This window comes from Paenibacillus qinlingensis (assembly GCF_013204845.1).
Taxonomy (GTDB): Bacteria; Bacillota; Bacilli; order Paenibacillales; family NBRC-103111; genus Paenibacillus_E; species Paenibacillus_E qinlingensis.
This window is the reverse complement of the sequence record NZ_JABMKY010000016.1, coordinates 112,575-133,592: the sequence shown is the minus strand read 5'-3', so window position 1 is coordinate 133,592 and position 21,018 is coordinate 112,575. Positions and strand designations below refer to the sequence as shown.

Annotated in this window: 16 protein-coding genes; 12 read left to right on the top strand and 4 right to left on the bottom strand. The window is 44.5% G+C overall.

The features are described 5' to 3' along the window. Positions 1-175 precede the first annotated feature (175 nt). From HQN88_RS24875 to HQN88_RS24855, 5 genes are all read left to right on the top strand, one after another. Positions 176-1,966: a sensor histidine kinase gene (locus HQN88_RS24875; protein ID WP_173117572.1), complete on the top strand. Its 1,791-nt coding sequence runs from the start codon at positions 176-178 to the stop codon at positions 1,964-1,966. Continuing rightward, on the top strand, positions 1,944-3,545 hold the full coding sequence (locus HQN88_RS24870; RefSeq protein ID WP_173117570.1) for a response regulator: 1,602 nt from the start codon (positions 1,944-1,946) through the stop codon (positions 3,543-3,545). The genes HQN88_RS24875 and HQN88_RS24870 overlap by 23 nt, the downstream gene beginning before the upstream one ends. Positions 3,546-3,634: 89 nt before the next feature. Beyond that, complete coding sequence (locus HQN88_RS24865) at positions 3,635-5,008, top strand: ABC transporter substrate-binding protein (RefSeq protein WP_173117568.1); 1,374 nt, start codon at positions 3,635-3,637, stop codon at positions 5,006-5,008. A gap of 157 nt (positions 5,009-5,165) precedes the next feature. Then, positions 5,166-6,071: a carbohydrate ABC transporter permease gene (locus HQN88_RS24860; protein WP_173117566.1), complete on the top strand. Its 906-nt coding sequence runs from the start codon at positions 5,166-5,168 to the stop codon at positions 6,069-6,071. Positions 6,072-6,090: 19 nt separating this feature from the next. Next, positions 6,091-6,972: a carbohydrate ABC transporter permease gene (locus HQN88_RS24855; RefSeq protein ID WP_246320435.1), complete on the top strand. Its 882-nt coding sequence runs from the start codon at positions 6,091-6,093 to the stop codon at positions 6,970-6,972. A gap of 190 nt (positions 6,973-7,162) precedes the next feature. Here HQN88_RS24855 and HQN88_RS24850 read toward each other — a convergent pair whose 3' ends face one another. Next, positions 7,163-8,353: an oxalate decarboxylase family bicupin gene (locus HQN88_RS24850; RefSeq protein WP_173117564.1), complete on the bottom strand. Its 1,191-nt coding sequence runs from the start codon at positions 8,351-8,353 to the stop codon at positions 7,163-7,165. Between the two features lie 81 nt (positions 8,354-8,434). On the opposite strand from HQN88_RS24850, the gene HQN88_RS24845 reads away from it, so the two are divergent. The 3 genes from HQN88_RS24845 (at position 8,435) to HQN88_RS24835 (ending at position 12,760) form a co-directional block, all read left to right on the top strand. Then, on the top strand, positions 8,435-10,123 hold the full coding sequence (locus HQN88_RS24845; RefSeq protein WP_246320434.1) for a spore germination protein: 1,689 nt from the start codon (positions 8,435-8,437) through the stop codon (positions 10,121-10,123). Positions 10,124-10,153: 30 nt separating this feature from the next. Then, a complete protein-coding gene (locus tag HQN88_RS24840) occupies positions 10,154-11,317 on the top strand; it encodes a Ger(x)C family spore germination protein (RefSeq protein WP_173117562.1) in 1,164 nt (387 codons plus the stop codon). Between the two features lie 324 nt (positions 11,318-11,641). Beyond that, positions 11,642-12,760, top strand: coding sequence for a GerAB/ArcD/ProY family transporter (locus tag HQN88_RS24835; RefSeq protein ID WP_173117560.1), 1,119 nt, complete (start codon positions 11,642-11,644; stop codon positions 12,758-12,760). A gap of 25 nt (positions 12,761-12,785) precedes the next feature. Here the strand turns inward: HQN88_RS24835 and HQN88_RS24830 are convergent, their stop codons facing one another. Further along, positions 12,786-15,038 (bottom strand): FAD-dependent oxidoreductase, encoded by a 2,253-nt coding sequence (locus tag HQN88_RS24830; protein ID WP_173117558.1) that lies wholly within the window; start codon positions 15,036-15,038, stop codon positions 12,786-12,788. Between the two features lie 194 nt (positions 15,039-15,232). Between HQN88_RS24830 and HQN88_RS24825 the strand changes: the two genes are divergently transcribed. The 3 genes from HQN88_RS24825 to HQN88_RS24815 all read left to right on the top strand — a co-directional run bounded on the left by HQN88_RS24825 (position 15,233) and on the right by HQN88_RS24815 (position 17,607). Further along, positions 15,233-16,063, top strand: coding sequence for a helix-turn-helix domain-containing protein (locus HQN88_RS24825; RefSeq protein WP_173117556.1), 831 nt, complete (start codon positions 15,233-15,235; stop codon positions 16,061-16,063). Between the two features lie 95 nt (positions 16,064-16,158). After that, entirely contained in the window at positions 16,159-16,911 is a 753-nt protein-coding gene (locus HQN88_RS24820; protein ID WP_173117554.1) for a hypothetical protein, read from the top strand. 27 nt (positions 16,912-16,938) lie between these two features. Beyond that, complete coding sequence (locus HQN88_RS24815; protein WP_173117552.1) at positions 16,939-17,607, top strand: NAD-dependent epimerase/dehydratase family protein; 669 nt, start codon at positions 16,939-16,941, stop codon at positions 17,605-17,607. A 474-nt stretch (positions 17,608-18,081) separates the two neighbouring features. Here HQN88_RS24815 and HQN88_RS24810 read toward each other — a convergent pair whose 3' ends face one another. Both HQN88_RS24810 and HQN88_RS24805 read right to left on the bottom strand, forming a co-directional pair. After that, positions 18,082-19,368 carry an MFS transporter gene (locus HQN88_RS24810; protein ID WP_173117550.1) on the bottom strand — a complete coding sequence of 429 codons (1,287 nt, stop codon included), beginning with the start codon at positions 19,366-19,368 and terminating at the stop codon, positions 18,082-18,084. Positions 19,369-19,395: 27 nt separating this feature from the next. Beyond that, positions 19,396-20,151 (bottom strand): PIG-L deacetylase family protein, encoded by a 756-nt coding sequence (locus tag HQN88_RS24805; RefSeq protein WP_173117548.1) that lies wholly within the window; start codon positions 20,149-20,151, stop codon positions 19,396-19,398. Between the two features lie 180 nt (positions 20,152-20,331). On the opposite strand from HQN88_RS24805, the gene HQN88_RS24800 reads away from it, so the two are divergent. Beyond that, complete coding sequence (locus HQN88_RS24800) at positions 20,332-21,003, top strand: DUF559 domain-containing protein (protein WP_173117546.1); 672 nt, start codon at positions 20,332-20,334, stop codon at positions 21,001-21,003. Positions 21,004-21,018 lie beyond the last annotated feature (15 nt).

The window sequence follows — 21,018 nt, the reverse complement described above, 5'->3', positions numbered from 1 at the left end:
CAGTTCCCCTATCCCGCTTCAATCCCCCAACATGAACCCTGCATATTCTTTGTTTTATACGGCATATTCTTTGAAATACCAAGCTTCCCCCTACTCTCTCTAGCAGGATAAGAGTCATCGTTGTATGATAGAAGTGATTCCTAATCCTAGAAGATAAGGGCATGGTGTGACATCTATGATGAAACTTCGCAGTCCAATTAAGACTTTGCGCGGAAAGATTCTGATCTCCTTATTTTTCTTGATTATCCTTCCAGTTGTGACCATTCTATACCGATTCTATAAGTCTTCTGAAGATATTGTGCAAATTCAGCTCAATCAATCTAATCAAGCCGCTGTATCCCAAAAAGCCACAGCTATGAACGAGATGGCCGTTCGTATGATCACTGCCTCTAGTCTGATTATTAATGATCCAGAGACGGAGAAATTCCTGAAAGAGCCTGCGGATTGGTCGAATAACTACCTCTCCTTCATTAAGCTCACGAGCCTCCAAAAGAAAATGTCCAACGTCAAAGATCTCCTTCTTGATAGTACGACACAGCTTGGGTTATACGACAATAGAGGGTTTACACATACCACATGGTCTGCCGTTACACCAACGAATGTTCAATCTTTCTATAAGGAAAGCTGGTATGAACCAACGCTCAAGCTCAATGGTTTCCCCTACTGGACGGTTCCCTATTCACTTCCTTCATCCAATAATAAGCAAGATCTGATCGTCATGACGAGACAAATAAATGGTGAATATACGAGTAACTATGGTGTCTTTTTTATCAGTGTACCGATCCCCGTTTTCTTCTATCCGAACGCCGAGATTCAGCACCAACAAGCATCAGGCATAACCTCGGTTCTCGTCGATGAAAACCAAAATCTCTTGATCGGTGATCGTGCAGCTGCAGATTTGTTAGCGAATCATGCCCTTCAGAACGTTCGTACCAATGCAAATGGCATTCAAGAAGTGAGAATCAAAGACCATGTCTATTTTATGAATGACGCTTACGTTCCACAGTTGGGTTGGCGGCTAGTCCAATTCATGAATCAGAAGGATTTCGCCACACAGCTTAGTCGGGAAAAAGATAAATCTATCACCTGGGTTGTCGCCTGGTTCCTTTTATTTGCAATCGCATTCATTGTTCTCATGCTTCGTGTAACGAGCCCTTTCAAACAATTGGCTAAATCCATGACCAAGGTGGGTAAAGGGGAATTTAATACGCTGGTTACGATTAAAGGAGAAGACGAGATTGCCATGCTGGGCAATTACTTCAATCGCATGGTGCTACATCTGCAAGATCTCATCTCCGATTTATATGACGAACAGCGGCGCAAGCAGAAAGCACAGTTTCAAGCGCTTCAAGCGCAAATTAATCCGCATTTTCTGCTCAATACACTCAATTCAATTAAATGGATGGCCCTGCTCTCTGGCGCTGATCATATCAGTGAAATGATTACCAAACTGGGGAAACTTCTGAATTTTACCATGCGGAATGAACAAGAATTCGTCACATTGCAAGAAGAACTGGACTATTTACAGGTCTACCTCTCTCTCCAGGAAATTCGATATCATGATCAGATCACGTTTACTTATCACATTCCGGAAGCGCTGCTTGACTGCGAAGTGTTAAAATTCACGCTGCAGCCTGCCGTAGAGAACAGCATTATTCATGGCAATCGGTTCCCGCTTCTTATTGAACTTCAAGCTGAAGAAGTTAATGGGAATCTGCATATTGTGATGCAGGATAACGGCGTAGGCATGAGTATGGAAATGATTGGGCAAGTCGAGTCTTCCCTGAATCAGCCACACGCAAAGTTCAGCGGCATCGGTATACGCAATGTAAATGAACGAATTAAGCTCCACTTTGGCATGCAATACGGCATGCACATCTCAAGCGTGGAGGGCGAAGGCGTCCGACTATTACTGGTACTGCCTTTGAAAAGGAGGAATACAGATGCTGAGAATTCTGATCGTTGATGATGAAATTCTTGTGCGCATTGGCTTAAAAACGATCATTCCGAGAGATAACGAAGAATTCCAGGTCATAGGCGAAGCTGCTAATGGGTTGGAAGCTTTGAAAATATTAGAATCGCAGGCTTGCGACGTCGTACTTACGGATATTCGTATGCCAGAGATGGACGGACTTGAATTATTAAAACAAATCCGTGAACGCTGGCCGGCAATCAAATGTCTCATTTTATCCAATCATAATGACTTCAACTATGTCCAACAGGCACTACGCCTAGGTGCCATTGAATATGTCACGAAATTAGAAATCAATCCCTCTGAGCTGATGGAGAAGCTGCGGGTAATCCAGGATCAACTACAAATGGAGAAACAAGGCGTGGATGCGAGAACGCAGCTTGAGCAGAAGGTGAATCAATATAGCAACGAGGTCAAAGAAAAGCGGTTGCGCGAGCTCCTCCAAAGCCATGTTTCCCGTGGGGAAATCGAACAAGTATGGCGAGAATTCCAATTGGAGCTATTTACTTCTCCCTTATCAGCAGCGGTGATCCAGATCGATTCCTATGAGGAATTAACGCAAAATAACCGTTTCCAAAGCGATCGTCTTTTGACCTACACGGTGAAAAATGTCCTCAATGAGATTCTCAAGAAGTATGGCAATGGAGAGCTAGTTGAAATGGCAGTTGGAAAGTTCTGTATCCTTATAGGCCAAATTAACGGGAATATGTTGGTCGAAATGCAAAATGCCGTACAAGTTTTCCTGAAAATTTCGCTGGCCATCGGCGTGTCTCCCTCTTATGAGGATACATTTGCTCTGCATCTTGCCTATGAAAAAGCAGATCATGCCTTAAGCTACCGATTCTACTACGGGGGCTCCTGTATCGTTTACTATGATCAATTACATGGTTCACCCCCCACGCTAGCCGAGCCATGGCAGGAAGAAGAATGGATGAAACGTATCGAAGAAGGAGACGAAACCGGCTTACGAGAGAAAATTACAGCCTGGACAGAGGAGCTTTGCCACAATAAGAATATTCCCCCTGCCCTATTGCGAGAGCAGTGGCTTCGTCTGCTTCATATTTTTGCACGCTGCTTGAAAGCGGAAGGCGGCGATATATACTCCGTTACCCTGCACGAGCAGCAGTATCCGTACCATGTTATTCGCAATGCTGAAACGTTACAGGTATTATCAACTTGGTTCATCGGATGGCTGCCCGTCTTCCTAGCATACAAACGTGAGCATGGGAAAGAGAAACTCCGACCAGAGATTCAAATGGTGATCCGTCAAATTATGGAGAAGTATAATTTACCCCTCAAAGTTGCTGATTTAGCCAGTACCGTTGGTTATACCGAGAATTACTTGAGCATTTTGTTCAAAAAAGAAACAGGCAAAACGATCACCGATTATATGACGAATGTTCGAATGAAAAATGCCCGTGAGCTGCTCAAGAATCCGGATTACAAAATTTTTGAAATTTCTGAGCTCATCGGGTATGCCGATCCCAACCATTTCAGCCGCAGCTTCAAACAAATGGAAGGGATGTACCCTACCGAATTTCGAAAGCTCTTCTTCGGTCATCGAACATCATAGAATAATGCTTACTTCGTAAAGAATACTCCGTGTCTTTTTGGGAACATTTGCATTACGATTTAACTACCAAAAGAAAAGGGGATGAACAAATGAAAAAAGTATTAGGCATGGGAGCTTCAATTGCTCTTGCTGTAAGCGTTCTCGTAACCGGCTGCTCCAAAACACCTGAGGCATCACCTTCCGCAGCTGCGTCCGTCGCGCCTGCTGCCACTGTAGCAGCTGCTACACCTACACCTGAAGCACAAAAACCAGTTACCCTTAAATTCTGGGGAGGTGTTCCGCCAGAAAGCGGACCACAAGATGCCGTCGATGCGTGGAATAAAGCAAATCCTACCATTAAGGTCGAATATACACGGTATGTGAATGATGATCCCGGTAACCTGAAACTCGAAACGGCCCTTCTCTCTAATACAGATGCACCTGATATTTACATGAACTACGGTGATGCCTATATGACCAAACGCCAAGCTGCTGGCATGGCAGAGCCATTGGACGACCTGATCGCCAAAGCCGGCTTTGACGTTGAGGGTATTATCGGAGCGGCTAATATCAAGAAGTTCGCAGACGGTAAATATTATTATTTACCAGCTAATAAGAATGTAGGCGCTGTCCTTTTCAATATGAAAGCCTTAGATGCAGCAGGCGAGAAGCTGCCTACGGCATGGACATGGGATGATTTCAGTGCAATGGCCACCAAGCTTAATAAAGGTGCTATGAAGGGTACAATGCTAGATCCAGCTTTGAGTTGGTTTGGTGATACCGTTCTACAAACAGCCAAACCTCAAGACTGGGTGATCGCTGCTGATGGCACATCCAACTTCAATAGCCCAGCCATGAAGAAAGGCTTGGAAATGCAGAAGAGCTTGGAAGACAAAGGCGTCATGATGAAATATTCCGAAGCTGTTGCTGGTAAAATCACGGTGCAAAATGAGCTTCTGACGGGTAAAACAGCAATGTCTGCTTCCGCTATTTATATCATCCGCTATATCAAGGACATCAAGAGCTTCCCGCATGATTTCAAAGTTGCATTCGCTCCTTATCCGCAATTTACTGCAGGCAGCAATGTTAATCCAGGCGGCGGTATGGGCGACTACATGTCGATTAATAAAAACAGCAAAAATAAAGAAACGGCTTTCAAATTCATCTCCTGGTATTTACAAGAAGGTAATATGGCTATGGTGCCAGGTGGACGTATCCCAACTAGCAAAAAGGCAGATCCTGCTAAAATCGCCTCTATCCTCATTGGTGATGCGAAGGATTTGATTGACGAAGCATCCTTGAAAGCACTGCTAGCTGGCAACTACACATTCCCAACATCCTACAATGTGCCTGTTCCAACTGAGCTAAGAGCTGTCTTTAAAGATGAGATGGAGAAATATTTGCTTGGCGCTCAACCGCTTGACAAAGCTTTGGAAACGATGAAAACGCGTGGGGATACAACGATTAAAGGCGCTAAAAAATAAGATAAATTCTTTCTCTGTCATTCGGAAACCTCTAGCAGATTCTTGCTGGAGGTTTTTTCAATGAAACTACAGAAAAGATCACGTTCACGCTATGGGAATTCATTCATTTGCTTGGTAAAGTTACGTTAACACATGAATTTGAAAGGGTGGCTTACGAATGAAACGACATTTCTGGCAGAACGCCAAATTCAGGGAAAACCTTGCAGGCTACCTGTTCATTTTGCCCAACTTCTCAGGGTACCTCATTTTTATATTGCTGCCGATCTTATTCAGTCTGTACCTCGTATTCGTGGATTGGGAATATCTCAAAGGTTTTGCAGGGATTGAATGGGTGGGCTTAGATAATTTTAAAGCGCTGGGCAGTGATCCGAAATTCATGAAAGCGCTCAAAAATAATATGGTCTTTACTCTCGTCAGCGTTCCAGGCTCTATCATTATAGGACTCCTGTTTGCTGTCATACTGAACAAGTATGTGTTTTTCAAGCAAACACTGCGAACACTGATCTTCTTGCCCTATGTCAGCTCGCTCGTCGCTGTATCCGTCATTTGGAGCATTATGTACCGTGCTTCCGATGGTCCAATCAACCAGGTGCTCAAGTCCGTTGGCATTGATCATCCACCAGGCTGGTTGTCGAGCCCGAATTCTGCCCTTTTTGCGATTATCATCATGCAGGTGTGGGTAACGATTGGGTACTCGATGGTCATTTACTTGGCCGGATTGCAAGGCATTTCCAAGGATTTGTACGAGGCTTCCGATATTGATGGGGCTTCGAAAATACGCCAGTTTTTCCAAATCACCATTCCGATGCTCACGCCAACCACCTTTCTCGTTGCCATTACACTTATTATCGGCTCCTTCCAAATATTCGGACCTGTCAACATTATGACACAAGGTGGTCCTATTGATTCGACGATGGTGTTATCCTATCACATTTACTTACTTGCATTCCGATTCTACAAAATGGGCTATGCCGCTACCGTCTCTTGGGTGCTATTCGCCATCATCTTCGTCGTCACGATTATTCAATGGCAGAGCCAGAAACGTTGGCAGCAGCACTTCTAATTGTAAAGGAGCAACCCTTATGGAAACTACCGTATCTACTCAAACTACGCGAAAAACAGCCATTGCCAGCATGAGAAGGGGCAGCTTATGGCTTAAGATCCTCCTTACACTCATCTTGGGAGCGATCTCCATCGTTATGATTCTGCCATTTTTATGGATGATATCGACCTCTTTCAAAATTAATGGCGAAGTATTCAAATATCCAATCGATTGGATACCGAATACATGGCATTTTGAGAATTATAAGAAAGTCTGGGCAGGCACAGATCCTTTCTATTTATTTTATTGGAATTCAATTAAAATTACGGGGATCACTGTCGCTGGCAACTTACTTACGAGTGCCATGGCTGGCTACGCTTTTGCCAAAATACGGTTCAAAGGCCGCAACTTCCTGTTTCTGCTTTATTTATCAACGATGATGATTCCGGGCCAGGTTTTGCTTGTCCCTCGCTTCATCTTGTTCGATCAGCTGCAGCTGATCAATACACATGCTTCCATTATTTTACCAGGTTTATTTACCGTATTCGGCACCTTCCTGATGCGTCAGTTCTTCATCAGCCTTCCGAACGAACTGCTGGAAGCAGGACGTGTTGATGGATCGGGCTACTGGCGAACCTTCTGGCAAATTTGTATGCCGTTGATCAAACCTGCACTCGTTACGCTCTTAATTCTCTCTTTTACTTGGCATTGGAACGAATATGAAACACCGCTCATTATGCTTCGCGAGAAAGCATTGTACACGATTCCTCTTGGCTTAACGAGTTATGTTGAAGAGTTTGGTACGAATTATGTGCTCACCATGGCAGCTTCCGTTTCTGGGCTTGTTCCTCTGCTCATCGTCGTGGTTGTTTGTCAAAAATGGTTCGTAGAGGGAATTGCAAGCTCGGGACTGAAAGGCTAGCCTCACAAAAGGAGGCCTCATCCATGCTTTCCTTCAAAAAATGGTTCATGATTCTCTTCCGCTGCTTTGCTCGTACTAGGCGCTCTCCCCACAGGTCGTGCGGAAGCGTCTAGCACAGCTGGTGTCCCCTCATCTGCCATGCGAAAAGGCTATCTTCGTAGACATTCTACGGAGATAGCCTTTTCCTTACCTACTTCGGGTAGTAAGAGAATCCCGGATACTTCACGACAGGCCACTTTTCCTTGCGCAGCGCATTCAATACTTCTGGACCTACGTTCAAATTCGTACTAACCAGATCACGTGGAGTAAGCGCCATCCATTGGTTTAACGACACATCCTCGAACCGATCACTCTTGAACATTTCCAAAAACCATAGGGATTGTGTACCGGTATTCTGCACATAATGACCCAAAGCAAATGGCACATAACCAACATCACCAGCTCGATAATCGAACGTACGAGCATTACCATCCCCAGCGAAAACGGTCATACGTCCCTGTCCAGTCAGGTAGTACTGCCATTCATCGTTATTCGGATGCCAATGCAGCTCTCTCATTCCGCCAGGTTCAATCTCAACCAGTGCAGCTGCTATATTCTTAGATATCGGAAAATTTGTAGAATCTACAATTCTGACGCTGCCGCCTGGCGTTTTGATCGGGGGCTGCGCGAGCAATCGATGCTTAAAACTGAGGGGAATGGTCCCATAAGGGGACTGTACCTTCTGGCTATCGATTGGACCAGGAACCTTGTCTTGATAGATATAGACTTGCTCTTTGGGAATGTTGTTAAAAGCACTCATGGGAACGCCAAAATTGGCGGAAAGCACATCTTTCGGTGTTCGTGAAAACCAATCGGAGATGGATATCGTGTTCAAATCAGAAAAGTTACCATCATCAAAAACAAGCAAGAATTCACAATGCTCTAACCCTTGTATGGAGTGCGGGAGTCCAGGCGGGAAGTACCAAAGATCTCCTGGACCCACATCTGCGATAAAATTCCGCCCCTCTTGATCAATTGATGTGATTCTAGCTGAACCCAGAATCATATAGGACCATTCTGCTTGTTGGTGCCAATGCATTTCGCGAACACCACCAGGCGTCAAACTCATATTAACACCCGCAAGCGTGGTCGCAATGGGTAACTCTCTGACGGTTACTTCCCTTGACCAACCTCCAAAATTCAGTTTCATCGAAGTATCCGAAAATGAAAACTTCAAATTTGGCAGCAAGCCAGAATCTGTTATGGGCGGAACTAGCATATTCGGGTTTTCCATATCCCTCATAATATCTCGAGGACCGGTATCCATCCCGCCAGCGCCATCCGGTCGGATTGGCTGTGGCACATTGCCATACACACCCTGATTCCTGTTCGAAGTATCCATGTGGTCGTCTCCTCTCCATTAAGGTGAAATACGATGTATCTCATCCTAATTGATATATGAGAGGATTACAGCGTTCATTACTTGAGAATCAACGAAAGTTCTTCATTAAGGGATTTAAATTATTCGGCAAGCAAGTCACATATTTCCCCTGCAAATTGGAATAATAAACCTGCGCAACTAACAAATTATAGAAGGATAATTTCTATGGATATACAAAAGTTGTTCAGGAAGAGTAGGAGATCAGCACCTACTCAGGCACCACATACTAGTGCTCCCCCCTCTTCAGTGGAATCTCCACTGGCACCAATCTTAGAGGAAAATAGAAAATGGATAGAGCAACAACTCGTGGATTGTTCTGATATTTGTTATCTGCCTAGATTTTTTGGCACGGAATTGCAATACGGAGCTCTTGTTGTGTATTGCGATTCACTTATTAATGATAAAGAATTGATATTTCTAAAAAATGTTCTCCAAGACATTGTTTTTCAAGAAGCAGGCTTTGAAGCAGCAACCGTTGATCTTAACAAGTTAATCTCATTCGTTGAGAATCATGGCGTCTCTTCTAGGAATATGACGATTATTGACCAATTGCCAGTTGCAGAACATAACATCCTTCATGGTCAAATTGTCATTTTTTTTGATCAATGGAACAAGGCACTGAGCTATAATGCGCTTGCTTTAGAATCAAGACAAATTAGTGAACCCATGAATGAACCCGTAGTTAGAGGTCCGCAAGAAGCTACTGTGGAAAGTCTGAGAATCAATTTAGGGTTACTGCGTAACCGTCTGAAAAGTGCTAATTTCAAGATTGAAAAGTTTAATGCAAGCGGAGAAACACGGACCGAAATCGCCGTCGGTTATTTAGCGGGGACCGTGAACCCACAAACGTTAATGGAATTTAAGAAACGCTTTAGTACCGCTATACAAGAAGAAATTTTGGAAGTCGCTTATATCGAAGAATTAATTGAGGATTCTACGTATTCCCCTTTTCCACAATATCGACATACTGAACGTACAGATACGGCTGTTGCGGCGCTTCTTGATGGGAAAATCATTGTTCTTACCAGTGGTTCTCCATCCATTATGATCTGCCCCGGCCTCTTTATCGAGTTTTTTCAATCTAGTGAAGATTACTACATACGATCCTTGTATTCCTCACTCATTCGATTACTTCGGCTATTCGCATTTATTATGGCTCTTACATTACCGAGCCTCTATATCGCTATCTCAACTTTTCATTCTGAACTTATTCCCACTGTGTTGCTGTTAGCCATTCTAGATACCCGTGAAGGAATCCCTTTCCCCGCATTCATCGAAGCTTTGTTGATGGAATTTTTCTTTGAAATCATGCGGGAAGCCGGTATCCGTCTTCCTAAACCTGTGGGTTCAGCCGTTAGTATCGTCGGAGCTCTTGTCATTGGACAAGCTGCTATTGAAGCCAAAATCGCTTCCCCCATCATGGTCATCATCGTGGCACTGACAGGGATCGCTTCCTTTTCGTTGCCCAACTACAATATGGCTATCTCTCTACGTATCTTGCGCTTCCCCCTAATGATCCTTGCTGCAAGCTTAGGAGGATTCGGTTTCATGATTGGCTTTCTGTTTATTTTTCTACATTTAGTTAGCCTGCGATCTCTAGGACAACCCTATCTAACGCCATGGGCTCCTCTTATAATGAATCAATTGAAAGATGGATTCATAAGAGCTCCATTGAAAATTCTCCTCCGCTCACCGCGCAACCGACATCGGCCGAACAGTCACAAAAAGTAACGGCATGACAGAGAAAGAAGGAAATACAACATGAGATGGTTAATGGTGACGACATTATCTGGACTGTTATTATTTTCTTTAACAGGCTGTTGGAACAAAGCCGAACTGGTTGAATATGCCTTTGTACAAGCGGTTTCTTTGGATCTATCCGACAAAGGCAACATCAAATTAACCACACTTTTCTACAAGCCAAGTGGCAGTAGTGCACTGACAAAGGGTACGGGGACGAAATCTTCGTTCACGATTAAGACAGAAGGGAAGAATGTTTTTGATGCCATTCGGGATGTCACCATCCATTTAGGACGAAAAGCCAAATGGGATCACATGCGTGCCATTCTAGTTAGTGATGAAGTTCTGAAGGCACATGATCTCGGTGTTATTCTAGACTTTTTCAGACGAGATCATGAACCTAGACCTACTAATTTACTCTTAGTTACGAAAGGGAATGCTGGAGAGTATCTACAGTTAGAGCCGTTTATTGAATATACGTTGGGACAACAATTACGATCTATGGATGAAGGCTCCTCGCGATTTGCTGCTAAATCAATGAATCAGAATATCCTGAAAGTCATGATTCAAATGAAAAGCGAAACAGGCATTGCGGAGATCCCTTACTTATATTTGAATACAAAGCGTGGGAGTGTTCCTAATATTGCCGGAGTCGTCGTTATCAAAAAGCAAAAAATGGTGGATATCATTCCGCCTGAAGAATTAAAGGCCTTTCTTTTGCTAAAGCATCAATTTAAAGGCGGTATTATCTTAACGTCTTGTGAGGAGCTTGGTGGGGACAGCGACCACACGCTGCAGGAAGCATTCGAGATTTCCCAAGGAAGTACGAATGTCTCCACCTCACTTAAGAATAATGCAGTAATCGTGAATATCAAGGCCAAATTGGTCGGTGCAGCTGGGGAGTTAAGTTGTTCTACGATAAACACTGCCAAGGAAGAACTTGCTTACAAAACTCGTTTAAGTAATCAAATCAAGAATGAAATACTAACCTTAATCCATCATCTTCAATCCAAAAAACTGGATGCCTTAGGCATTGGCAACATGATTTACGCCAAAAACCCCCGTTTATGGCAATCATGGAAACAGGATTGGGGAGATCGATTCACTGACGTTCAATTTAACATCCAAGTTGATGTGACGGTTACTAACTCAGGTATGAGCGGCGGTAAGCCTCTAGATAAATAAGGAACAGCATACGTCAACGAGAGGACAAGAGTACCCATGATACTAAAGTTAGTATTTCTAATCATTACTTGTGTCCCGTTACTTTTATTCGATTTGGTCAATTTTAGAAAAGAAAACTCCCACGCCAAACTTATTTATGCTTCTTTGCTATTGGCAGTAATCTATCTTAGCAGTATTTTCGTGTTTGAATTACGTTGGCCAAACCTCTATGACGCAGCTGACTTCTTGCTGGGAGCTCCTGCCCGTCTGATCGTTGAGTTCTTACACGTCACCCCTCAATAACAATAGAAAGTCAGGAAGACAAGGAAAGGAGGGGGCCATGCAATGGGAAATGGAGAAAAAATTAGTCCGGGCCAAATGTCCGTCTTGTTTTTCATCTATTTAACAGGCTCTTCGATTATCAACATTCCCCAACCCTTAATAAGCTTTGCCAACAACGGAGCTTGGTTATCGCTTATCCTTGCTTACCTGTTAAGCCTTAGCTTTCTAGGTTGTATCTTGTATATGCATGGAAAATATCCGGACTTGAGCTTTATTGAATATAGTAAGAAAACGGTTGGTACATGGATGACAGTTCTACTCGCGATCCCTTTCATCTCCTTTCAGTTCCATATGACCACGGGCATTGTTATTGATATTGGCTTATTCATGACCACAACTTTAATGAGAGAGACACCTATCTACGTGTTTAACTCGCTCATATTTATACTGATTTACGTGACTGTAAGAATGGGCATTGACGTCATGGCACGCATGTTTGTTTTACTTACAGCTATGGTTATGGTTTATGTCATTCTCATATTAACCTTGGCCAGCTTCAATTATCATCCATCTTACTTATTGCCTGTCATGCCTTTCGGCTTTAAACCTATCTTGTTCGGAAGTTATTTTTCCTATGGATTTCCGTATGTTGAAATCTTTCTTTTCAGCATGATCCTTCCCTTCGTCTCCAGAAACCAAAATAAACCACTGAAACGTGGTTTATTTCTAGCTCTTTCCATCAACGCTTTAAGCCTGATTACTGTCACATTATGCACAATTATGACATATGGGCCTATCGCTGGAGAGCGTAAGTATTCGATGTTTCAGTTAGCTCGAACCGTTGAATTTTATGAATTGTTTCAGCGTATTGAATCACTCATTGGTATTTCATTAATTGTAGCTTCCTATATGAAAGCCACAATCGTTATATTTGCCTTAAATTTAACCTTTACCCATTTGTTTAATTTGCAAAATAGTCGCTTACTCATCCTACCTTTAACCATGATATGTTGTTTGCTTTCTTTTACTACACCTGTGAAAGGTGAAGCCTTCTGGGGCAACTTAGTATCTTTTATACACCCCTTATGGGGAACTATCGGGTATCTGCTTCCTATTGCTATGGTGCTCCTTGTACATGTTGTAAAGAGGAAGAGCAAATCTGATCTTCCCTCAAATGACTAATACGCTCATCGTAAAACGTTTACCCCTACCCATAAACCCGCACCTCAACAACCTCAGCACACGGGCAGCCATTCGTCGCCTCCACGACAAGTCGCAACCGATCGGTAGTAATGGCTGCCTCCAACTGCAATCTCCTTGTACGTATGCGGTTGTTCGTTACGCGCTGAATTACCGCCCAATTGCCATTGACCCAAGCCTCCAATCGATAGTCCTTCACTAACTCAGGTCTGACTTCCTCACTCGTCCTGAATGCGTGAAGATTAATTAAATCCTCGTGCACGTTATCATTAAATGTTACTTGTAGATACTTTAGAGATTGGGCTTCATCCCAACTTAGTTCCAGCCACTCCTCTTTCGTTGGTACCATCGGCTCTGACATCCATTGATGTGGCGCACCATAAGGACGTAAATACCCATTTGTTACCTTTTCTGCGGTGAAAGCACTCGTCTCTGAAGGGAGACGGAAGCAGATTGGCTTGCGATCCACGCCATTTTTCATACTCCACTGAACGACTGGCTGATCTGGTTGATGGTTCTCCAGCTTTGGATCCACAATTGGTTTCGTGCCTCGTACAAAAGCAATCGCTCCCGTGTGCTGTTGATCAGAGTGATAAACCACTACGTGATCATTAGCTTTGATAATGACGAAAGCGTTCTGTGTCTCTTCAGGCTGCCAACTCAAAGGAAAGCTAATCCACTGCTGTTCCCCGACTTGCGCCGCTGTCTCGGTCTCCATAATCAGCATTGCAGGCACATAATTCTCCGCTCTCCCTGTGTCCCACAGCTCCACTTGAATCGTTGTAGCTTCGCTCACATCAACCAGCAACTCGAAGCACTCAAGCTGCGGATCTACAGGGAATAACACTGCTACATCGTCGCTCAAGCACCTCGGCTCCGCAGCATGTGACACACTTAGCCGTGTTAATGTAGAAGACGCCTTCAGCTTGGCAAGCCGCCCAAGATCCTGCTTATCCTCATTGCGAATGCCAATTACGGCCGCATCTTGCCTTAGCAGCACTTGCTGGAGCTCCTGCATATGCTTCTGATACAGCTCACGCGGCGCAATCTGTTTCTGTACGCATAACGCCGCACCTGTGCCTGCGGCCTCCCCTATCACTGCGCAGGTCGCCATGACGCGCGTCGTGCCGAAGGCTACATGGGATGCGCTTATATTTCGTCCCGCCATTAACATGTTAGCTACATTTACGGAGTACAAGCTGCGAAATGGAATATGATAGATGCCATCCGCATGCAAATGCTTCGAACCGCTCTCGGTCGAATACATCCCTTGCGGCGGGTGCAGATCGATGGACCAACCTCCGAAAGCAACGGTGTCCTCGAATCTCGTCTGAGCCAGAATATCATTCTGGTTCAGCATATAGTCCCCGATGAAACGGCGATATTCTCTTTTGCCAGGTAAAGCCCCTACCCATTCCAGCGTCATATTCGCTGAATCAAATCCACCTGAATTTTTGATATAATCCCAAATCCCATAAATAACCGACCATAATTCGTCCCGAATACGCTCGTTCTCATGTACCGTATCCAGCTCGCCCCCCCATTCAATCCACCAATAATGACAACCCGAATCACCGCTGCGAATGACACGCTTGATCGGAATGGATGTCGTTGTAATGTCTTTGGCGAAGCTTGGCGCATGATATTTAACCGGGTGACCCACGTCTTTGGTATAAAATAAAATCGTACTCCCGAGTGTAATCTCATCTGCGATCTCAGGCGCCCACTCTTCTTGAAACTCTTCTCGTGCCTCGCGGCCGACACGAAATTTGGCCCCCGCCAAAAATCCAATGAGGCCATCGCCCGTACAATCTAGAAACACTTTACTCTCGAATCGAATGCGCCGTTCCGAGCCCATCATCCAGCCCGTAACCGAACGGATGATTCGGTTACTTTCATCCCCATCTGCCTCCACCTCATGCACATCGGTGTTAAGAAAGAGCTGAATATTCGCTTCAGCGCGTACAGCTTCCAGTACGATGAGGTCCCACAGATACGGATTCCCGTCTGGATTCTGGAACTGATTCTCTACGAACAATTCGCCCATAATGCCCGTTTCACGTGCGTACCGATTAATGCCATGCGCCGTTGCTCCGCACACCCATACACGGACTTCACTTGACGAATTCCCCCCGAGGACGGGTCGATTTTGAATCAATGCCACTGTCTGACCTAATCTCGCAGCAGCGATGGCCGCACACACACCTGAAAGTCCGCCACCGATGACTGTAATATCTTTTATTACCCCTTCTTCTCGCATTGGATAACCTCCATTAAATCTGTCATTACCTTTATTCTATAGGATTGGCAGCGCTTTAAACCATGCACGCTATTAGCATAAACTTATACAAAATTTCATTAACAACACTTTCTTCTGCCAAGCTAATCCTCTATGATGAAAGGAGATATTTCATGTAGTGGGTGATTCGGAATGTGAGAGGATAGGGACGCGCCATGCAACTTCAAAATACGGATCAAGTACAACCAAAGCTGCTCAGTCACATGTATTGGAGGGAGAAATCAGCCTTTCAGCTTCAAGAGGATTCCAATGAGTTCTGGGTCCTATTTGCAGTAGAGAATGGGAGCTTTTCCTACCAGATTCAAGAACACGAGGGGACTGCTACATTCGGAGATCTGGTGCTATGTCCACCGGGAGCTATTTTTCGCAGAGAAGTCATTCAGCCCTTATCGTTTCACGTCATGTTGCTGCAGTGGGGGGATTCGGCAGGACATCCATTAGCCATGGAAACTCAAGTCCCGTCTGGGAAAATAGCTATTCAAGATCTCAATCGACTCTCGTCGAACTATGCCTACTTGAAAAAATGGTTTCAACATGAAGGAATCATTGCTTCCTCCCTACGTCAACATCTGCTTACAGACCTATGGATGCTGATTGTGGAAGAGGCTTACTCGGCAAGCCCTGAGGCGGTATCTCCCTGGACAGCAGGTTTGACGAACAATAAGGATGCCATAATTCATGAGGCAACTCAACGCCTGCACGAATTAGCGTCATCCACCTGCATCATGAAAGATATCGCTATGGAACTTGGATTGACACAGGTGCAGTTTACCCGCCGATTCAAAAAATCGACCGGCATGCTGCCAATCGATTACTTAACCACGTTACGTCTGCAGAAGGTACAACAGCTCTTGCTAGATAGTGATATGACATTGGGGCAAATCGCTGGACAATGCGGCTTTGAGAACGAATTTTACTTGAGCCGTGTATTTAAAAAACGCATGCATGTCACGCCTTCCTCTTTCCGTAAGCTTCATCGTCTTTGAACGAACACAGACAGTGAAGTACATCTATACGAGAGGCTTCTAAGTTTAGTATGATACTAGCATCACATTTATTTAAAATGAGGGATGTAATCGCCATGACAGATCGACTATTAAAATTGCCACAATGGATCGGATTTGTCATCATTTTGACTATTCTTTCCTTCGGCACCATCCTTACCGCCTTCTCACCACTTTACGCAAATGGCCTTATTAATATTGTTATTCCTATTTGCATTTTGTTTGCCTTACGATCTGACTTCTTCGAGAAATTAAAACTATCCACCTTAGTTATTGGAAGAGTATTAGTTGTATTGACCTTCATAGGATACTTCCCTAGTGAATGGCTAGTGCCAATTATCGTGTGGCTGCTGCGGATTAACATTTTGGAAGCGGCATTAACCGATTATAAAAACAAGAATTACTACAATGTCATTTCGGGACTAGTTCTCATTGCAACGTCATTCGTCATCACGGGAACATGGCTTGGAAGCTATTACATAACCGTCAATGAAGCCATGATTTTCTGGGCTATCGCTTATACGCTTTGGAACTGGGACTTCGTCATTTACGAGTTTAAGCAGCCCATTGGATTTTACCATCTCGCCGTTTTGACTACCCCGCTGCTGATTGTTTGCCTTACCTTGAACCCAGGACTATGGCTGATCATGCGTGCTAACTCCTTGACGTTTGCGGGTATTATTCAGATATCAGGAAAAGCTTATATCGAGTCATATCTTGCTAGTCCTGCTATGCTTACCTTTATTACCACTGTCAAAAAGTACCCCGTACAAATCAGCCTCATGGTGATTAACACTATACTGTGTCTCTTAGCAGTTCTGCTCTCTTAATTTATTTGCGAAAGGTGGCACCCATCTATGAACGTTCTCATCTTTGGAGCAACGGGGATGGTCGGACAAAGCGTATTGCGTGAATGTTTGATTGATCCTCAGGTTAAACGAGTGCTATCCATTGGCCGTACGGCTTCAACGCAAAAACATCAGAAATTCCATGAGCATGTCCTCAAGGACATTACTGAGCTATCCCCATTAACGGATGAGCTTTCAAGTATCGATGCTTGTTTCTTCTGCCTCGGCGTTTCATCTGTAGGGATGAGCGAGGAAAAGTATCATGCGATCACCTACGATCTGACCATGAATATTGCTAACGCGCTCGTCCAAATCCAACCTAACATGACCTTCGTCTATGTAACAGGTGCCAGCACCGATAGCACAGAACAAGGCAGCAGCATGTGGGCACGTGTCAAAGGTAAAACAGAAAATGCGCTCCTCAAGCTGCCGTTCAGGTCAGCCTTCATGTTCCGTCCTGGCGCGATTCTGCCGAAAAACGGCGTCAAATCCAAAACCAAGCTGTACCAAACTTTCATTGTCATTTTGCGTCCAATTTTCCCACTGCTGCAGAAATGGTTCCCGAACTCTGTCATTGACTCCGAGCAGATAGGCTGTGCCATGATCTCTGTCGCGCGTGACGGATATCCGAAAGCGATTCTGGAGAGCAGCGATATACGTGAGGCGTCCGGGAGATAGGGGGAGGTTCTCGCTACTGGCGAGGGATCTACTTGATGAGGTATAAGCAAAATTGGTTCTAACGCTCAGGTTTGTATAGCCAGACAGAGTCACTTTTGAAATAGATGGATTTTCTGTAGTTAATTTCTCTGAAATCCGCTGTTCTCGGGCAATAACTGTATTTCCTACAGTTAATTTCACCCATTTGGAGCCGTAAGGTTCAAACCTGTTGAATTAACTGTATGTTTTACAGGTAATCAGCAATAATGCAGACAACCGCTCAATTTAACTGTATATTTTACAGTTATACGATAGAGGGCACCGCTTTAGGCAATCGAACACTTGACCCTAGAGGGATCCAGCTTGCCCTAGAACACATAATGAGCCTCCCCAATCGGGAGGCTCATTTCATTTCACGCTTTCGCGTCCAAACTAGATAACAGCCCGACAACCCCCATGATCATCGCCGCGGCAGATAGCTCACTGGGTTCCCACCTAACTGTTCGCGCCTCTAAGCTTCTTCTCGGAGGACTGATATTTCTTCAGGCAAATATAGGCGATCACTAGGATGAGAATCGGCAATCCCCCTATGAGGAAGCGGAAGCCATGAATGGCGCTGGTGACCTGAACTTCCTTATCCGCATCAAAACCGCTCGTCGCGAAGAAAATTCCCATAATCCCATATTGAATGGACATCCCGATACGAATGATAAAACCATTCACGCCATAATACATCCCTTCGCGACGACGCCCCGTCTGCTGTGCATCGAAATCAACAACATCGGAAAGTAGCACATGCAAGGACAACATGAAACCCGAAACCGGAATACCCAATAAGGCTCCAATGATAATCACCATGACCGTCGAATCGGCAAAAAGGAAGCCAAGGGAGATGATCGCGTACAGCACAGAAGAAATCATCGCGACCCGAACTGTCGATAGCCGTACGCCGCTTTTTGCCCAAATGAATGACATCGGAATCGCCACAATAAACACTGCGCCTAGGAAAATCGAGTTTTGCGTTCCGTTTAACACCACGACGTATTTCGTGTAAAAAGCAGTTAACGACACGAACATCGTTGTCGTCAATTGAATTAATAAATTCGCTACGACGTAGGAATTGAATAACTTATTTTTGAACGTCTGGACTGTTGCTTCCTTGAAATGAAGGGGCTCTGATTTGCTCGCAGCAGGATTCTCGAAGGAACCGTACAGGGACACATACAAAGAAATGACCGCGATAATCGCAAATATCCCTGCCATGAGACCCCAACCTAAAGAGAGTCCTAAGGATTTCGCAAGCGCGATACCGATGATCATACCGATGATGCTGAACATTTGCTGGAACGCTGACACTTGATAACGATCCTTCTTGGTTTGATACATCTCAGGAAATAATGCACCTGTATTAAGTCCAATGAAAGAGTAGATCAAATCGAAGAAGAATGTTAGCGTGAAAAAGTAAATTAACAACATCGTCGCACTACCCGCAGGCGGATTAAAGAGAAAGAAGAATAGTACGCCAAACGGCAAACTTCCGAACAAAATATACGGTATTCGTCTGCCAAAGCGCGTTTTCGTTCGGTCACTCACATACCCAGCAACCAAATTGAACAACGCATTCAGGAAACCATAAATAATCATCCCGATAGAAATTGATGTGCCAGAAACATTCAACACCGTTACATAATAGAAAACTGCAATGGCACTAAATGCCTGCCACAAGACGCTAAGTCCAATTTGATTCGAGCTGTAAGCGAGTTTTTTTGATAAAGAAATCATTGGACTTGCCTCCTTAAAGATAAGTAGCTAGCTATATAGTGCGGATGGGAAGAAGTGCAGTTGGTGGGATGTCAGTAATTTAAAAGATTCCGCATAACCTTTGGCTTCTGGGTTTTGCTTCAACTTGCTGTACAATTGGACGGCTTGATAGTCAAAATACCCTTTAACCAAGGGCCAATTAATGTTATCAAATTGACTCTTATGTGCCAGGATGGACGCGATTTTCGTATCCCAATGAGCCGATACATCAATGAAGGTGTTCGGATGCGACGTCGCATAGAACGCGATTTGCGGGACATCATGTGGTTTGGATCCTGGAAATAGGATCTCATTCGATGAGAAAAGCATGGCTGAAGCAACAGCTTTCCCTGTCTTAATATGATCCGGATGAGCTTCATACGGCATCCATGGATCTACCGTCATCAGCAAGTCAGGTTTCTCTTCGCGAATAATCGGAATTAACTTGGCTAGCAATTCCTCTTCGGTATAACTGCCCATATCTGGGTAATCAAGCGCAATATGCTTAGTCACGCCCAAAATATCTCCAGCAGCCAAGCGCTCTGATCGGCGAATCGCTGCAATCGCTTCTGGTTCTACCTCGCCAGTTGAAGCACTGCCGCTTCCATCGGTCACTGTAATGTAAACGATTTCACAACCGCGCTGTGCAAGTTCGTATAACGTTCCAGCTGCCCCAACTTCGTTGTCATCGGGGTGGGGTTGCACGCATACGACTTTTTTGACATCTAACAACTCAGGAAGACCTAATATTCGTCTAATATCCATGTGATATCCCTCCAATATGTCACATTCTATCATAAAAGATGGAGAAATGTCGAAAATGTTCCCTCGAGAAATCAGGCGATTTCCGATATACTTATTTGCATGAGACGAAGAACGTCCCTGTCCATTTTTCATTCATGGAACAGGGGCGTTTCTTTTATTTTAAAGGGAGGGAAAGATCCTATGAGTTTCGAACACGTACATGCTTTATGGATGCAAAACCATCTGAATCGTAGAACCGGAGAACGCAGAGGCCGCTTGGAGCGCGGACATCAGGAGGCGGAAAAACTTTTTTGTCAGGGAGTCTGGTGGGAGCTCCGAGGAAATTTCGAAGAGTTGCACCCTGAATTCGAAGTGTTGGATTGGCGTGGACGCTCTTATTTCTGTGACTTCGCCTGGCTGACGAAATATGTGAAATTGATCATCGAGATCAAAGGATACGGCCCACATGTGAGAGATATGGACAGACAGAAATACTGCAATGAGCTAAACCGGGAAACCTTTTTGGCTGCGATGGGGTATCAGGTGATTTCATTTTCATATGATGACGTAGCAAATCGCCCTGACCTCTGCATCACACTGCTTCGCATGTTGATTAGTCGATTTCAGACTATTACCTCACCTGTCAGTCTGGACAATGTGATGGAACGGGAAATCATTCGGCTTGCCTATACGCTCGCACAGCCATTCCGGCCAATTGATGTGAGAACACATCTGGGTATCAACTATCGTTCATCCGTGCGAGTGCTTCAATCACTGTGTGACAAAGGTTGGCTTATCCCGCACGCGGGAGCTGAAGGCAAACATGTTCTTCGTTATGAGCTAGTGAAAAGGGATCATATTCGCATGATTTGATGCGTTGGTGTGTTA

Coding starts and splice junctions, on each gene's coding strand:
- HQN88_RS24875 (WP_173117572.1), top strand. CDS start 176: ATGATGAAACTTCGCAGTCCAATTAAGACTTTGCGCGGAAAGATTCTG.
- HQN88_RS24870 (WP_173117570.1), top strand. CDS start 1,944: ATGCTGAGAATTCTGATCGTTGATGATGAAATTCTTGTGCGCATTGGC.
- HQN88_RS24865 (WP_173117568.1), top strand. CDS start 3,635: ATGAAAAAAGTATTAGGCATGGGAGCTTCAATTGCTCTTGCTGTAAGC.
- HQN88_RS24860 (WP_173117566.1), top strand. CDS start 5,166: ATGAAACGACATTTCTGGCAGAACGCCAAATTCAGGGAAAACCTTGCA.
- HQN88_RS24855 (WP_246320435.1), top strand. CDS start 6,091: ATGGAAACTACCGTATCTACTCAAACTACGCGAAAAACAGCCATTGCC.
- HQN88_RS24850 (WP_173117564.1), bottom strand. CDS start 8,353: ATGGATACTTCGAACAGGAATCAGGGTGTGTATGGCAATGTGCCACAG.
- HQN88_RS24840 (WP_173117562.1), top strand. CDS start 10,154: ATGAGATGGTTAATGGTGACGACATTATCTGGACTGTTATTATTTTCT.
- HQN88_RS24835 (WP_173117560.1), top strand. CDS start 11,642: ATGGGAAATGGAGAAAAAATTAGTCCGGGCCAAATGTCCGTCTTGTTT.
- HQN88_RS24830 (WP_173117558.1), bottom strand. CDS start 15,038: ATGCGAGAAGAAGGGGTAATAAAAGATATTACAGTCATCGGTGGCGGA.
- HQN88_RS24825 (WP_173117556.1), top strand. CDS start 15,233: ATGCAACTTCAAAATACGGATCAAGTACAACCAAAGCTGCTCAGTCAC.
- HQN88_RS24820 (WP_173117554.1), top strand. CDS start 16,159: ATGACAGATCGACTATTAAAATTGCCACAATGGATCGGATTTGTCATC.
- HQN88_RS24815 (WP_173117552.1), top strand. CDS start 16,939: ATGAACGTTCTCATCTTTGGAGCAACGGGGATGGTCGGACAAAGCGTA.
- HQN88_RS24810 (WP_173117550.1), bottom strand. CDS start 19,368: ATGATTTCTTTATCAAAAAAACTCGCTTACAGCTCGAATCAAATTGGA.
- HQN88_RS24805 (WP_173117548.1), bottom strand. CDS start 20,151: ATGGATATTAGACGAATATTAGGTCTTCCTGAGTTGTTAGATGTCAAA.
- HQN88_RS24800 (WP_173117546.1), top strand. CDS start 20,332: ATGAGTTTCGAACACGTACATGCTTTATGGATGCAAAACCATCTGAAT.